This is a genomic window from Enterobacter soli, assembly GCF_964208575.1.
GTDB lineage: Bacteria > Pseudomonadota > Gammaproteobacteria > Enterobacterales > Enterobacteriaceae > Enterobacter > Enterobacter soli_A.
The window spans coordinates 23,036-36,394 of record NZ_CAXOFU010000016.1 but is presented as its reverse complement, the minus strand read 5'-3'; the positions used below and the strand labels follow the sequence as shown (position 1 = coordinate 36,394).

The window sequence follows — 13,359 nt, the reverse complement described above, 5'->3', positions numbered from 1 at the left end:
CTCCATCTCATTTTTGAGGAAATCCTCATGGCCGTGGCGTTAAGCCGTGTTACGCCTGTCGTTGTGCAACGGCTTCAGGTACCGGTTCAGGTACTGCTCTATGCCGCTCTTTTTGTTTTCGCGGAATACCTTGTCGGCTGGCTCCACCTGCCGCTGCCCGCCAACCTGGTGGGGATGGTTCTGATGCTGACGCTCATTCTTTGCCGGATTATCCCGCTGAGCTGGGTACGCGCGGGCGCGCGCTGGCTGCTGGCGGAAATGCTGCTGTTCTTCGTTCCGGCGGTGGTGGCGGTGGTGAACTACGCGCAGCTGCTGATGGTGGACGGCTGGCGCATCTTTGCCGTTATCGCCCTCAGCACGCTGATGGTGCTGGGCGCCACCGCCTGGGTGGTGGATAAAGTCTATCGCTTTGAAATCAGCAGGCAGAAGCATGACTAACTTTCAGATCAGCGTGCTGTGCCTGATCGCCACGCTGGCTATCTACTTCGCCAACAAACGCCTGTACCGCCGCTTCCACGCGCTGCCGCTCATGCCGCTGGTGTTCACGCCGATCCTGCTGGTGCTGATGCTGGTCTTCGGGCATATCTCCTGGCAGAACTACATCGGCGAATCCCACTGGCTGCTGTGGCTGCTCGGCCCGGCGACCATCGCCTTTGCCGTGCCGGTGTACGACAACCTCGCGATCATCAAACGCCACTGGATGTCGCTGAGCGCGGGCGTAGTGACCGCCACGGTGGTGGCGGTGTGCAGCTCCGTCTGGCTGGCGCGGCTGTTTACCCTGTCGGACGAAATTCAGCGCAGCCTTGCCGTGCGCTCGGTCACCACGCCGTTCGCGCTGGCGGCGGCAAAACCCCTCGGCGGGCAGCCGGATCTGGTGGCGCTGTTCGTGGTCGTCACCGGGGTATTTGGCATGGCGGTGGGGGATATGCTGTTCCTGCGCCTGTCTATCCGCGAAGGGATGGCAAAGGGCGCCGGGTTTGGTGCGGCCTCGCACGGGGCGGGAACCGCGCGCTCCTACGAGCTCGGCCAGCAGGAAGGCGTTGTCGCAAGCCTGGTGATGATGCTCTCTGGTGTAGTGATGGTATTGATTGCGCCGCTGGTGGCGCGGGTGATGTTCTGAACTCCCCGGCCAGACGACCGGGGAGAAGTGCAGGTTAGTGCGCGCGGCCCTGCTCTACGCCGAGGCCGGTTTGTGAACGGATAAACTGGGCGCGGAATTTCTCGCGTTCCAGGTTGCCTTCCGGCGAGTTGTCGGTGGCCGAGAAGACCCAGATACCGATAAACGCCACGGCGATAGAGAACAGCGCCGGGTACTCATACGGGAAGATGGCGCTTTCGTGACCGAGGATCTGCACCCAGATGGTCGGGCCGAGGATCATCAGAATCACCGCCGTCAGCAGGCCGAGCCAGCCGCCAATCATTGCGCCGCGGGTGGTCAGCTTAGACCAGTACATCGACAGCAGGATGATCGGGAAGTTACAGCTCGCGGCAATCGAGAACGCCAGCCCTACCATGAAGGCGATGTTCTGCTTCTCGAACAGAATGCCGAGCAGGATCGCCACCACGCCCAGCACCAGCACGGTGATTTTCGACACTTTCAGCTCATCGCGCTCGGTCGCCCCTTTGCGGAACACGTTGGCGTACAGGTCGTGCGATACCGCAGAGGCCCCCGCCAGGGTCAGTCCGGCTACTACCGCAAGAATGGTCGCGAAGGCCACGGCGGAGATAAAGCCGAGGAACAGGTTGCCGCCCACCGCGTCAGCCAGATGCACCGCCGCCATGTTATTACCGCCAATCAGCGCGCCCGCGGCATCCTTAAACGCCGGGTTCGCCCCCACCAGCATGATCGCGCCAAAGCCGATGATAAAGGTCAGGATGTAGAAATAACCCATAAAGCCGGTGGCGTAGAAAACGCTCTTACGCGCTTCACGCGCATCGCTGACGGTGAAGAAACGCATCAGGATGTGCGGCAGGCCCGCTGTACCAAACATCAGGCCCAGCCCCAGGGAGAGCGCGGATATCGGGTCTTTCACCAGCCCGCCCGGGCTCATGATCGCTTCCCCTTTCGGGTGAACCGCCATCGCTTCGGTGAACAGGTTGTTGAAGCTGAAGCCCACGTGTTTCATGACCATAAAGGCCATGAAGCTTGCGCCGAACAGCAGCAGTACCGCCTTGATGATTTGCACCCAGGTGGTGGCGAGCATCCCGCCAAACAGCACGTACATCACCATCAGCACGCCGACCAGCACCACCGCAACGTGGTAGTTCAGGCCAAACAGCAGCTCGATAAGCTTGCCCGCGCCGACCATCTGCGCAATCAGATACAGCGCCACCACCACCAGCGAACCGCAGGCGGAGAGGATACGAATAGGCCCCTGCTTCAGGCGGTAGGACGCCACGTCGGCGAAGGTGAAGCGCCCGAGGTTGCGCAAGCGCTCGGCAATCAGGAACAGGATGATCGGCCAGCCGACCAGGAAGCCGAGGGAATAAATCAGGCCGTCGTAGCCGGAGGTATACACCAGCGCAGAAATCCCGAGGAATGACGCCGCCGACATAAAGTCGCCCGCAATCGCCAGGCCGTTCTGGAAGCCGGTAATGTTGCCGCCCGCTGTATAGTAATCACTGCGTGAACGCACGCGCTTCGACGCCCAGTAGGTGATGTACAGCGTCAGCAGCACGAAAATCAGGAACATAACGATCGCCTGCCAGTTGGTTGGCTGGCGCTGCACCTCGCCGGTAATGGCGTCGGCAGCGTGGGCGGCAAAGGGAAGTGTGGCGGCAAGCGCCGTCAGGACTCGCTTCATGATGCTTTTACCTCACGCAGAACCGCTTTGTTAAGACGATCGAATTCACCGTTGGCGCGCCAGACGTAGACGCCCGTCAGCAGGAACGAAATCACGATCACGCCGATACCAATCGGAATGCCGCGGGTTACGCTGGTGCCCGCGTGCAGGGGCGTGCCGAGCCAGTGCGGGGCAAAGGCGATCAGCAGAATAAAGCCGACGTAGATAATCAGCATGATGATGGAAAGTAAGAAGGCAAACCGTTGCCGTTTTTCGACGAGCTCCCTGTAGTGCGCACTATTCTCAATCTGCTGACAAATATCGTTATTCATCACAGAGTTCTCCAGAGGTCCCCTTCGTCTTTCACGCCGCAGGTGCGTTGGCCGCACTCGACCACCCCAGTCACATAGTTAACTATGCTCCTGGGGATGTTCTCGCTTGCCGCCTTCCTGCAACGCGAAATCCTTTGGGGAGGGTTGTTTTTATTCCCTCTCCCATATTGGGAGAGGGGTAGGGTGAGGGAATTACGATGGCATCGCGATGGCCTGCTTCTCTTCGAGCAGTTTTTCCACCACGCCAGGATCGGCGAGCGTTGAGGTATCGCCGAGGTTGCTGGTGTCGCCTGCCGCGATTTTGCGCAGGATGCGGCGCATAATCTTGCCGGAACGGGTTTTCGGCAGGGAGTCGGTCCAGTGCAGCACGTCCGGCGTGGCCAGCGGGCCAATCTCTTTACGCACCCAGTTGCGCACGTCGGCGTACAGCTCTGGCGAAGGCTCCTCGCCGTGGTTCAGCGTGACGTAAGCGTAAATCGCCTGGCCTTTGATGTTGTGCGGGATCCCCACCACGGCCGCTTCGGCAATCTTCGGATGCGACACCAGCGCGGACTCAATCTCCGCCGTGCCCAGACGGTGGCCGGACACGTTGAGCACGTCGTCCACGCGCCCTGTTATCCAGTAATAGCCGTCTTCGTCGCGACGCGCGCCGTCACCGCTGAAATACATGTTTTTGAAGGTGGAGAAATAGGTCTGCTCGAAGCGCTCATGATCGCCAAACAGCGTGCGCGCCTGACCCGGCCAGGAGTCGACGATCACCAGGTTGCCCTCGGTCGCGCCGTCCAGCGGATTGCCTTCGTTATCCACCAGCGCAGGCTGCACGCCGAAGAACGGACGCGTAGCCGATCCGGCTTTCAGCTGGGTCGCGCCCGGCATTGGGGTGATCATGAAGCCGCCGGTTTCGGTCTGCCACCAGGTATCCATCACCGGGCATTTTTCGTTGCCGATCTTCTTCCAGTACCACTCCCAGGCTTCCGGGTTAATCGGCTCGCCGACGGAGCCAAGAATACGCAGGGACGAACGGTCGGTGCCTTCAATCGCCTTGTCGCCTTCCGCCATCAGGGCGCGGATTGCCGTTGGCGCGGTATAGAGAATATTTACCTTGTGCTTATCCACTACCTGACACATGCGCGCAGGGGTTGGCCAGTTTGGAACGCCCTCGAACATCAGCGTGGTGGCGCCGCAGGCCAGCGGCCCGTAGAGCAGGTAGCTGTGTCCGGTGACCCAGCCCACGTCGGCGGTACACCAGTAGATATCGCCCGGGTGGTAGTCGAAGACGTACTTAAAGGTGGTCGCCGCGTACACCAGATAGCCGCCGGTGGTGTGCAGCACCCCTTTTGGCTTGCCGGTGGAGCCGGAGGTGTAGAGGATAAACAGCGGATCTTCCGCGTTCATCTCTTCCGGCTGGTGCTGGTCGCTGGCGTTTTCAATCAGGTCGCTCCACCACAGGTCGCGCCCTTCGTTCCAGTCGATCTTGCCGCCGGTACGCTTCAGGACGATGACGCTGGTGATGGTTTTCACGTTCGGGTTTTTCAGCGCGTCGTCGACGTTTTTCTTCAGCGGAATACCGCGCCCGGCGCGCACGCCTTCGTCAGCGGTGATCACCAGCTTAGAGTTAGAATCGACAATACGCCCGGCCACCGCTTCCGGTGAGAAGCCGCCGAAGATAACGGAGTGGATAGCCCCGATGCGCGCGCAGGCCAGCATCGCCACCGCCGCTTCCGGCACCATCGGCATATAAATCGCCACGACGTCGCCTTTCTTGATGCCCTGTTCCAGCAGGACGTTGGCGAAGCGGCACACGTCGCGGTGCAGCGCTTTATAGGTGATGCGTTTGCTCTGCGAGGCGTCATCGCCTTCCCAGATAATCGCCGTTTCATCGCCGCGCTCGGCCAGATGGCGGTCCAGACAGTTTGCCGCCAGGTTCAGGGTGCCGTCTTCATACCATTTGATAGAGACATTGCCCGGGGCGAAGGAGGTGTTCTTGACCTTCTGATAGGGTTTGATCCAGTCAAGGATATGGCCCTGCTCGCCCCAGAAGGCGTCAGGGCTGGAAATGGATTGCTGATACTTCTCGCTGTACTGCTCCGGGGTGATCAGGCAACGTTCCGCAATATTTGCGGGAATATCATGTTTGTGTATTTGGCTCATGGCTTTTTTTCTCCTTGTAAGATGTTAATAATATGTCGCAAAAACGTTAATAGTAGGGGCTTTACAAGCTTTGTTTATTATTTGGGCGGCAGATCACGCATTGTCTGAACAGGTTGAAAAATGAGCGAATGAAACTTTGAAGGGAAATAATTTAGCCAGCGGATCATTCACATTTATGTGGAAAAAAGCGTTTTTATAACAAAAGGTTATTTATAAGAATTATTACAAACTCGCGTCATAACCCCTTTTTGCAGTTAAAGGCCCCGTTCTTTAAGGCTTGCGCAGTATGCCGTGCAAATGATACTCATACGCCGCGTTAAAAAATCCCATAAACCGACGCAACACAATTCATACCCTTTCAGTATGTCTTCATATTCATGCAGTTCAGGTGAAATGAGGGCTTCATTGAGGAAGTCAGTTTCTATGAAAAACATTAAAATCAGCCTGGCCTGGCAAATCCTGCTGGCTCTGGTGCTGGGTATCCTGCTGGGAAGCTATCTCCACTATCACAGCGACGACCGCGAGTGGCTGATCGCCAATCTGCTCTCCCCGGCGGGTGACATCTTTATTCATCTGATCAAGATGATTGTGGTCCCGATTGTTATCTCCACGCTGGTGGTCGGTATTGCCGGCGTTGGCGATGCCAAGCAGCTCGGCCGTATTGGCGCGAAGACCATCATCTATTTCGAAGTGATCACGACGATTGCCATTATCCTGGGCATCACCATGGCGAACGTGTTCCAGCCGGGGGCGGGCATCGACATGTCCCAGCTGGCGACCGTGGATATTTCGAAATACCAAAGCACAACCGCTGACGTACAAAGCCATGCGCACGGCCTGATGGGTACCATCCTGTCGCTGGTGCCGACGAACATCGTGGCGTCGATGGCGAAAGGCGAAATGCTGCCAATCATCTTCTTCTCGGTACTGTTTGGTCTGGGGCTCTCTTCCCTGCCGGCCACGCACCGTGAACCGCTGGTGACCGTGTTCCGCTCTATCTCTGAAACCATGTTCAAAGTGACCCACATGGTGATGCGCTACGCTCCGGTGGGTGTGTTTGCGCTGATCGCCGTGACCGTGGCGAACTTTGGTTTTGCCTCCCTGTGGCCGCTGGCGAAGCTGGTTATTCTGGTTCACTTCGCGATCCTGTTCTTCGCGCTGGTGGTACTGGGCATCGTGGCGCGCCTCTGCGGGCTGAGTATCTGGATTTTGATCCGCATCCTGAAGGACGAGCTGATTCTGGCGTACTCCACCGCAAGCTCCGAGAGCGTGCTGCCGCGTATTATCGAGAAAATGGAGGCCTACGGCGCACCGGCTTCGATTACCAGCTTTGTGGTGCCGACCGGTTACTCCTTTAACCTCGATGGCTCGACGCTGTACCAGAGTATTGCGGCGATCTTTATCGCGCAGCTCTACGGTATCGACCTGTCGCTGTGGCAGGAAATCGTACTGGTTCTGACGCTGATGGTGACGTCAAAAGGTATCGCGGGCGTGCCGGGCGTCTCCTTTGTGGTACTGCTGGCGACGCTGGGCAGCGTGGGTATTCCGCTGGAAGGGCTGGCGTTTATTGCCGGCGTTGACCGTATCCTCGACATGGCGCGTACCGCGCTGAACGTGGTGGGTAACGCGCTGGCGGTGCTGGTTATCGCGAAGTGGGAGCACCAGTTCGACCGCAAAAAAGCGCTGGCGTATGAACGCGAAGTGCTGGGTCGCTTCGATAAGACGGCTGACCAGTAACATCCTAAGCCCGGTGGCGCTGCGCTTACCGGGCCTACGGGTTTTGTAGGCCGGGTAAGGCGAAGCCGCCACCCGGCACGTTATTCTCCGCTCAACGCATCAAACTCCTCGCATCCCGTATCAAACCCTTCGGTACAGCTCAGATTTAACCAGTACAGCGCCTTCTGTTTATTTGGCGTGATGAAGCCTTTCTCACCCTGCTGGAACAGCATGCCCGCCCAGTATTCGGCATAGCCGGTGCGCGAAATCGATGAACTGCGCTTAAACCACGAGGCGGCCTGGGCATCGTCCTGCGGGATCTCCACGCCGTTGGCGTAAATCAGACCCAGCAGCATCTGGGCGTCCACCGCCGAGTCGCTGTCGATGTCTTCGGTTGCCGTTTGCAGCAGCCTGATGGCCTGCGGGTAGTCGGTCTTCCCCGCCTGGGTGTTAACCAGCACGCGGGCCAGCATAATCGCGCCGCGCTTGCTGCCGGCAATCGTCGCCTGCTGAGCCAGCGCCTTGGCCCGGGCGTAGTCGCCCTGGGTAAACTGGATCTGTGACAGCAGCGCCACCGCGTCGATATCGCCGCCTTTTGCCGCTTTCTCGGCCCACAGGGTGGCCTGCTTGCTGTCGCCGGAGCTGAAATACGTATCGGCAAGATAATACTGGGCGTGGGCATCACCCGCTTCTGCCTGCTCTTTATATTGACTGCCAATCTCATCAGCCCTGGCGAGCGCAGTAAAAAGGAACAACAACAGGAAAATAGGTTTCATGGATTCTTATCATCTGGGTACATGCCGCGCAGTATAATCGCGGTGACAGCAGAAAAAAATGGGTGCATTAAGACCTCAGCATCCTGCAAGCCGGGCGGAGCAGATGCTCCGCCCGATGAGGTTAGCCTGCCAGGCAGGCCAGTTTAGCCGCCACCTCATGATTTCCACTCTTTATTGTGAACTCGCAGAGTCTGCCGCGATTAATAAAGGTGAAGATCACTATGGTCAGGCAAATAATAAAGACAATGCCTAACGCAGTTTTTAATGGCGTCATGCCTTTTACTCCTTGTGTAAAAAAGAATAAGAGGCTACTCTCAGCTTGTTGGGTTTTTGAGAGAGTAGCCTCGGGTAAATGAAAATTCCCCGGGGCTTTTCACTTTCTGTCTCTCAATAATGCTTAAGACAGAAAGTCTTAAGCACCCGCCGCACATCTTATCTCTATGAATTAAAATGCAAAGATGTAATTCTTTTTCTCGCGAATTACATTATTTTTGCGAGGCGTCTTCCGTAATATTTATCGGTTTTATTAATGGCTAAGTCGCAAATAAAAATGGGGTGAATATCTCACCCCATTTATTCAGCGTTTAATTAACAGCTTCAGCCCATTGCGCTTTCACGCAGTCGGGCCTTCAGCTTGTTATATTCGTCGATCACGTACTGCTCGGCAGCATATTGATCGGCGATAGGCTCCACGCGCACGGCGCAATATTTATATTCCGGCGTTTTGGTTATCGGGCTTAAGTTCTCCGTCACCAGCTCGTTACAGGCGCCAATCCACCACTGGTAGGTCATATAGACCGCCCCTTTGTTGGGCCTGTCGCTGACCTGCGCCCGGGTGATGATCCGGCCTTTGCGTGAGTTCACCCACACCAGCGCTTCATCCTCAATGCCGAGGCGCTGAGCGTCGGCGGTGTTGATTTGCGCATAGCCCGGCTCATCCGCCAGCGCTGCCAGCGCCGCGCAGTTGCCGGTCATCGAACGACAGGAGTAGTGGCCCACTTCACGCACGGTGGAAAGCACCATCGGATACTCATCGGTGAGCTTATCGATAGGGGCGACCCAGTCGCAGGTGAAGAACTGCGCCAGCCCGTTCGGGGTGTCGAACTTCTCTTTGAAGAGATACGACGTCCCCTGGTCGGCCTCTGACTCGTCGCGGCACGGCCACTGGATATACCCCAGCTCGCCCATTTTTTCATAGGTCGCGCCGAAGAAGTCAGGGCACAAGCCGCGCAGCTCGTCCCAGATCTCCTGGGTGTTGTTGTAGTGCATCGGGTAGCCCATGCGGGTGGCGATTTCGCTGATAATCTGCCAGTCCGTTTTCAGATCCCACTTCGGCTCTACCGCCTTAAAGAAGCGCTGGAAGCCGCGGTCTGCCGCCGTATAAACACCCTCATGCTCGCCCCATGACGTTGACGGTAAAATCACATCCGCCGCCGCCGCGGTTTTGGTCATAAAGATATCCTGGACAATCACCAGCTCCAGATCCTCAAAGCCTTTACGCACCGCAGACAGCTCGGCGTCGGTTTGCAGCGGATCTTCACCCATGATGTACGCCGCGCGCACTTCGCCATGCGCCGCACGGTGCGGCAGCTCGCTGATGCGATAGCCGGTATGTTCCGGCAGGCTCTCAACACCCCAGGCCTTCGCGAACTTGGCGCGGTTTTCCGGGAACTTAACGTACTGGTAGCCCGGATAGGTATCCGGCAGCGCGCCCATGTCGCACGCGCCCTGCACGTTGTTCTGGCCACGCACCGGGTTCACGCCGACGTGCGCTTTGCCAAGGTTGCCCGTCAGCATCGCCAGACTCGTCAGGGAACGCACGGTTTCTACGCCCTGATAGAACTGGGTCACGCCCATGCCCCACAGAATGGCGGCGGTCTTCGCCCCCGCGTACATCCGCGCGGCCTGGCGGATCTCCTGCGCGCTCACGCCGGTGATCGCTTCAACCGACTCCGGCGTATAGCCTTCGACGATTTTCTTATACTCTTCAAAGCCTTCCGTGCGCGTGGCGACAAAGGCGCTGTCGTAGAGGTTTTCCTCAATAATGACGTGGCCCATCGCGTTCAACAGCGCGATATTCGAGCCGTTTTTCAGCGCGATGTGCATATCCGCAATGCGCGCGGTTTCGATTTTACGGGGATCGCAGACGATGATTTTCGCCCCGTTCTGTTTGGCACGAATCACGTGATTCGCGACGATAGGGTGAGAATCCGCCGGGTTATAGCCGAAAATAAACACCAGATCGGTGTTATCAATCTCGTTAATCGCGTTACTCATTGCGCCGTTACCGACCGACTGGTGCAGACCTGCAACCGATGGGCCGTGTCAAACGCGAGCGCAGCAGTCGACGTTATTGGTTCCAATAACGGCGCGCGCGAATTTTTGCATGATGTAGTTGGTTTCGTTACCCGTACCGCGTGAGGAGCCGGTAGTTTGGATCGCATCCGGGCCATACTTGGCCTTGATGGCGCTCAGGCGCGTGGCGACGTAGTCCAGCGCCTCGTCCCAGGAAACGGATTCCAGTTTGCCACCGCGCTCGCGGCGGATCATCGGGGTTTTCAGACGCGGGGTCAGGATTTGGGTATCGTTAATAAAATCCCAGCCGTAGTAACCCTTCAGGCACAGCGTGCCCTGGTTGGTTTTCCCCTGCGCGGCTTCCGCCCGGACGATTTTGCCGTTATCGACCACCAGGTTGATCTTGCAACCCGAGGCACAATAAGGGCAGACCGTGACGACTTTTTTCATCGCTTTCGCTCCAGTTAATCAGTTTTTCACACCCATTATGCAGCTTCTATGCCATGTTTTTATTGTGGGTATGCCCAGACTTTACGGTCTATATGCCCGCAAAACCCTGACGAAAAGCAGGCAATCGTCAAAATTGACGTGTCGACGAGGCAGGGGATGTGACCTGCATTGAAATTCCGTCACGAATAAATGGAATTGGCTGGAGCCGTTTGCAGAATGGATCAGACTTACTGTGACTCCTCTGATGGACGATGCGATGAAACCGGCGATTCTGGTGGTTGATGACGATACCGCAGTCTGCGAACTGCTCCAGGATGTGCTCAACGAGCACGTCTTTACGGTATGGGTCTGCCACAACGGCCAGGACGCGCTGCGGCTGGTGCAGCAGGAACCCCACATCGCGCTGGTGCTGCTGGACATGATGCTGCCGGATATCAACGGGCTACAGGTGCTGTTGCAGGTGCAAAAGCAGCGCCCCGAGCTGCCGGTGGTGATGCTGACCGGGCTGGGCAGCGAGTCCGACGTGGTGGTCGGGCTGGAGATGGGCGCTGACGATTACATCGGCAAGCCGTTCAACCCTCGCGTGGTGGTGGCCCGGGTGAAGGCCGTGCTGCGCCGAACCGGGGTGCTGGCGACGGAGGCCGCCGCGCCGCGCGTGCCGGGCATTGCCTTTAACGGCTGGACGCTGGACACCACCCGCTGTGAACTGACCGATCCCCAGCGCAACGCCGTGCCGCTAACCCAGGGCGAATATGGCCTGCTGCTGGCGCTGACGCAAAACGCCCGTCGGGTGCTGAGCCGGGAGCAGCTGCTTGAGCTGACCCACAGCGAAAGCGCCGAGGTGTTTGACCGCACCATCGACGTACTGATCATGCGGCTGCGGCGTAAAATCGAGGCCAACCCGCACCAGCCGATGCTTATCAAAACCATTCGCGGGCTGGGCTACGTCTTTGCCACCGACGTCTCCCACAGCGAAAAAGCCGCCTAGGTATTCTCTTTAATAAACCGCTGCAGCTCGTCCAGCGTTTTTGCGCCGTCGATGGCGTTCGCCGCCAGCAGGCTTGCCCGGGCGCAGGCGTGCGCCAGGTAGATGCTGTCGGAAAGCGGCAGAGACTCGTGGCAGCCGTACAAAAAGCCCGCGCAGAAGGCATCCCCCGCGCCCACGCTGCCGATAATGTCGCCTTGCTCCAGCATCCACGACGGGATCCAGCGCCCGGCGTCCCCCGGCGTGACGCCCCACGCGCCTTCCGGACAGTGGATCACCACGCGCTGCCGGACGCCCGCCGCCAGCAGCTGCGACGCGGCGTCGGCGATATTGGCGACGTGCGGCGCGTCATGCTCGTCGCGCATCGCCAGCCCGCTGAACTCGCCGGCCTCCAGCTCGTTAATCACCAGATAATCCAGATGGCGCAGGGCAGGGAGCACCAGCGGCTGATAGCGCGGGTCGCCCTTGCGGGAGACCAGATCCAGAGAGGTTTCATATCCCTGCTCGCGCATCTGCGCCAGCAGCCGGGCGCTGCGGGTGCCGAATTCCTCGTCCGGCATGTCCAGGCTGTCGAGCAGCAGCAGATAGCCCAGATGAAAAATTTTGAGTGAGCCGTCGAGGCGGTCAAAGGCCGGGAGATCCAGCAGCCGGTTCGCCCCCGGCGAGTGGAAGAAGGTGCGCTGCCCGCTCGGATCGGTCATCACCTGCGACATGGAGGTGGGGGCAAAGCTGGTGCGCTGCACGCGCTGGCGGTTGACGTGGTACTGGTCGAGCATCGCCAGAATGTAATCCCCGTCGCCGTCTTCGCCAATCAGCCCCACCGCCTGCAGCGGCAGGCCAACGTGCATTTTTGCCAGCGTCAGCAGCACGTTGAGCGGCGCTCCGCCCGTGGAGCGCTCGCTCTGGGTGATTTCCGCCAGCCAGCCGCGCTCCGGCCACTGGACTATCTGGTGAACGTGATCCACCAGCATATTGCCTGCGGCGACGATCCCTTTGCGTTCCATTATGCCTGCCCCGCGCTGCCGAAGATGCGCATCTGCCCGGCAACCGTGTCGGTAATCGCCTCTTCGATGCCCAGCAGCAGCTCGGCAAACTCATCGTACAGCGGCTGACGATGCGCCATTCGCTGCTCGACGGCGGCCAGCGCCGCCTGGGACATCCCGGTGTAGAAGTTGATTTTGTGAATGCCCAGCTCGATGGCGCGGCGGAAATCGGCATCGCTAATGCCGGAGCCGCCGTGCAGCACCAGCGGCAGCCCGGTCTGCTGGCGAATGGCGTCCAGGCGCGGGAAGTCGAGCTTCGGCTCGCCTTTGTATTTGCCGTGGGCATTGCCTATCGCCACGGCCAGCGCGTCGATCCCGGTTAAGTCGACAAACTCCCGGGCCAGCCGCGGGTCGGTAAAGAAGGCTTCATCGGCGTGACCGTACAGCGCGCCGCCCTCGTCACCGCCTACCGCGCCCAGCTCGGCCTCAACGGACACGCCCGCCGCGTGGCACATCTTGACCACTTCCCGCGTCTGGCGGATGTTTTCCTCGTAGCTCAGCGTCGAGCCGTCGAACATCACCGAGCTAAAGCCCAGGCGCAGGGCGCGCACCACGGCCTCGAAGTGCAGCCCGTGATCGAGGTTCAGCACCACCGGAATAGCGTGCCGGGCAGCTTCGAATTTAACGGCTTCGACCAGGGAATCGAGCGACACGTACTTAAAGTGCACTTCGGCGATGTTGATGATAAACGGCGAACGCTCCTGCTTCGCGGCGGCAAACAGCGCGCGCAGGAAGTGGGAGTCGAGCACGTTAAACGCCCCCAGCGCGTAGCGGTGTTCCCGGGCGTGCTCAAGACCCTCGGCAAGAGAAATCAATGGCATCATTCAC

General features: G+C 58.8%; 12 protein-coding genes. 4 read left to right on the top strand and 8 right to left on the bottom strand.

Annotated elements, in window-relative coordinates:
* The first annotated feature begins 27 nt into the window (after positions 1–27).
* Both AB6V08_RS16245 and AB6V08_RS16240 read left to right on the top strand, forming a co-directional pair.
* The gene (locus AB6V08_RS16245; protein WP_368543858.1) at positions 28–438 is read left to right on the top strand and encodes a CidA/LrgA family protein; all 411 of its coding nucleotides are present in this window, start codon (positions 28–30) and stop codon (positions 436–438) included.
* Positions 431–1,120, top strand: a complete 690-nt coding sequence (locus AB6V08_RS16240; protein WP_368543857.1) for an LrgB family protein — start codon at positions 431–433, stop codon at positions 1,118–1,120. The genes AB6V08_RS16245 and AB6V08_RS16240 overlap by 8 nt, the downstream gene beginning before the upstream one ends.
* A 34-nt stretch (positions 1,121–1,154) precedes the next feature.
* Here the strand turns inward: AB6V08_RS16240 and actP are convergent, their stop codons facing one another.
* The 3 genes from actP to acs form a co-directional block, all read right to left on the bottom strand.
* Positions 1,155–2,804, bottom strand: coding sequence for a cation/acetate symporter ActP (gene actP / locus AB6V08_RS16235; RefSeq protein WP_368543856.1), 1,650 nt, complete (start codon positions 2,802–2,804; stop codon positions 1,155–1,157).
* Entirely contained in the window at positions 2,801–3,115 is a 315-nt protein-coding gene (locus AB6V08_RS16230; RefSeq protein WP_368543855.1) for a DUF485 domain-containing protein, read from the bottom strand. The genes actP and AB6V08_RS16230 overlap by 4 nt, the downstream gene beginning before the upstream one ends.
* A gap of 192 nt (positions 3,116–3,307) precedes the next feature.
* Positions 3,308–5,266: an acetate--CoA ligase gene (gene acs, locus AB6V08_RS16225; protein WP_368543854.1), complete on the bottom strand. Its 1,959-nt coding sequence runs from the start codon at positions 5,264–5,266 to the stop codon at positions 3,308–3,310.
* Between the two features lie 423 nt (positions 5,267–5,689).
* Here acs and gltP point away from each other — a divergent pair, with 423 nt between their 5' ends.
* Positions 5,690–7,003, top strand: coding sequence for a glutamate/aspartate:proton symporter GltP (gltP, locus tag AB6V08_RS16220; RefSeq protein WP_368543853.1), 1,314 nt, complete (start codon positions 5,690–5,692; stop codon positions 7,001–7,003).
* Between the two features lie 80 nt (positions 7,004–7,083).
* On the opposite strand, the gene AB6V08_RS16215 is transcribed toward gltP, so the two are convergent.
* From AB6V08_RS16215 to fdhF, 3 genes are all read right to left on the bottom strand, one after another.
* Positions 7,084–7,758: a tetratricopeptide repeat protein gene (locus tag AB6V08_RS16215; RefSeq protein WP_368543852.1), complete on the bottom strand. Its 675-nt coding sequence runs from the start codon at positions 7,756–7,758 to the stop codon at positions 7,084–7,086.
* 121 nt (positions 7,759–7,879) lie between these two features.
* Positions 7,880–8,032, bottom strand: coding sequence for a Hok/Gef family protein (locus tag AB6V08_RS16210; protein WP_368543851.1), 153 nt, complete (start codon positions 8,030–8,032; stop codon positions 7,880–7,882).
* Positions 8,033–8,355: 323 nt separating this feature from the next.
* A complete protein-coding gene (gene fdhF / locus AB6V08_RS16205) occupies positions 8,356–10,503 on the bottom strand; it encodes a formate dehydrogenase subunit alpha (protein WP_368543850.1) in 2,148 nt (715 codons plus the stop codon).
* Positions 10,504–10,759: 256 nt separating this feature from the next.
* On the opposite strand from fdhF, the gene AB6V08_RS16200 reads away from it, so the two are divergent.
* Positions 10,760–11,491 carry a response regulator gene (locus AB6V08_RS16200; protein ID WP_368543940.1) on the top strand — a complete coding sequence of 244 codons (732 nt, stop codon included), beginning with the start codon at positions 10,760–10,762 and terminating at the stop codon, positions 11,489–11,491.
* On the opposite strand, the gene AB6V08_RS16195 is transcribed toward AB6V08_RS16200, so the two are convergent.
* Both AB6V08_RS16195 and AB6V08_RS16190 read right to left on the bottom strand, forming a co-directional pair.
* Entirely contained in the window at positions 11,488–12,492 is a 1,005-nt protein-coding gene (locus AB6V08_RS16195) for a carbohydrate kinase family protein (protein WP_368543849.1), read from the bottom strand. The two genes, AB6V08_RS16200 and AB6V08_RS16195, sit on opposite strands and share 4 nt — an antisense overlap.
* Complete coding sequence (locus AB6V08_RS16190) at positions 12,492–13,352, bottom strand: ketose 1,6-bisphosphate aldolase (protein WP_368543848.1); 861 nt, start codon at positions 13,350–13,352, stop codon at positions 12,492–12,494. Before AB6V08_RS16190 ends, AB6V08_RS16195 begins: the two co-directional genes overlap by 1 nt.
* Between the last annotated feature and the right edge of the window lie 7 nt (positions 13,353–13,359).

Excerpts from the sequence above, each read along its gene's own strand:
- acs (WP_368543854.1), bottom strand. The coding sequence starts at position 5,266 with ATGAGCCAAATACACAAACATGATATTCCCGCAAATATTGCGGAACGT.
- gltP (WP_368543853.1), top strand. The coding sequence starts at position 5,690 with ATGAAAAACATTAAAATCAGCCTGGCCTGGCAAATCCTGCTGGCTCTG.
- actP (WP_368543856.1), bottom strand. The coding sequence starts at position 2,804 with ATGAAGCGAGTCCTGACGGCGCTTGCCGCCACACTTCCCTTTGCCGCC.
- AB6V08_RS16230 (WP_368543855.1), bottom strand. The coding sequence starts at position 3,115 with ATGAATAACGATATTTGTCAGCAGATTGAGAATAGTGCGCACTACAGG.
- AB6V08_RS16200 (WP_368543940.1), top strand. The coding sequence starts at position 10,760 with ATGAAACCGGCGATTCTGGTGGTTGATGACGATACCGCAGTCTGCGAA.
- AB6V08_RS16215 (WP_368543852.1), bottom strand. The coding sequence starts at position 7,758 with ATGAAACCTATTTTCCTGTTGTTGTTCCTTTTTACTGCGCTCGCCAGG.
- AB6V08_RS16210 (WP_368543851.1), bottom strand. The coding sequence starts at position 8,032 with ATGACGCCATTAAAAACTGCGTTAGGCATTGTCTTTATTATTTGCCTG.
- AB6V08_RS16240 (WP_368543857.1), top strand. The coding sequence starts at position 431 with ATGACTAACTTTCAGATCAGCGTGCTGTGCCTGATCGCCACGCTGGCT.
- AB6V08_RS16195 (WP_368543849.1), bottom strand. The coding sequence starts at position 12,492 with ATGGAACGCAAAGGGATCGTCGCCGCAGGCAATATGCTGGTGGATCAC.
- AB6V08_RS16190 (WP_368543848.1), bottom strand. The coding sequence starts at position 13,352 with ATGCCATTGATTTCTCTTGCCGAGGGTCTTGAGCACGCCCGGGAACAC.
- AB6V08_RS16245 (WP_368543858.1), top strand. The coding sequence starts at position 28 with ATGGCCGTGGCGTTAAGCCGTGTTACGCCTGTCGTTGTGCAACGGCTT.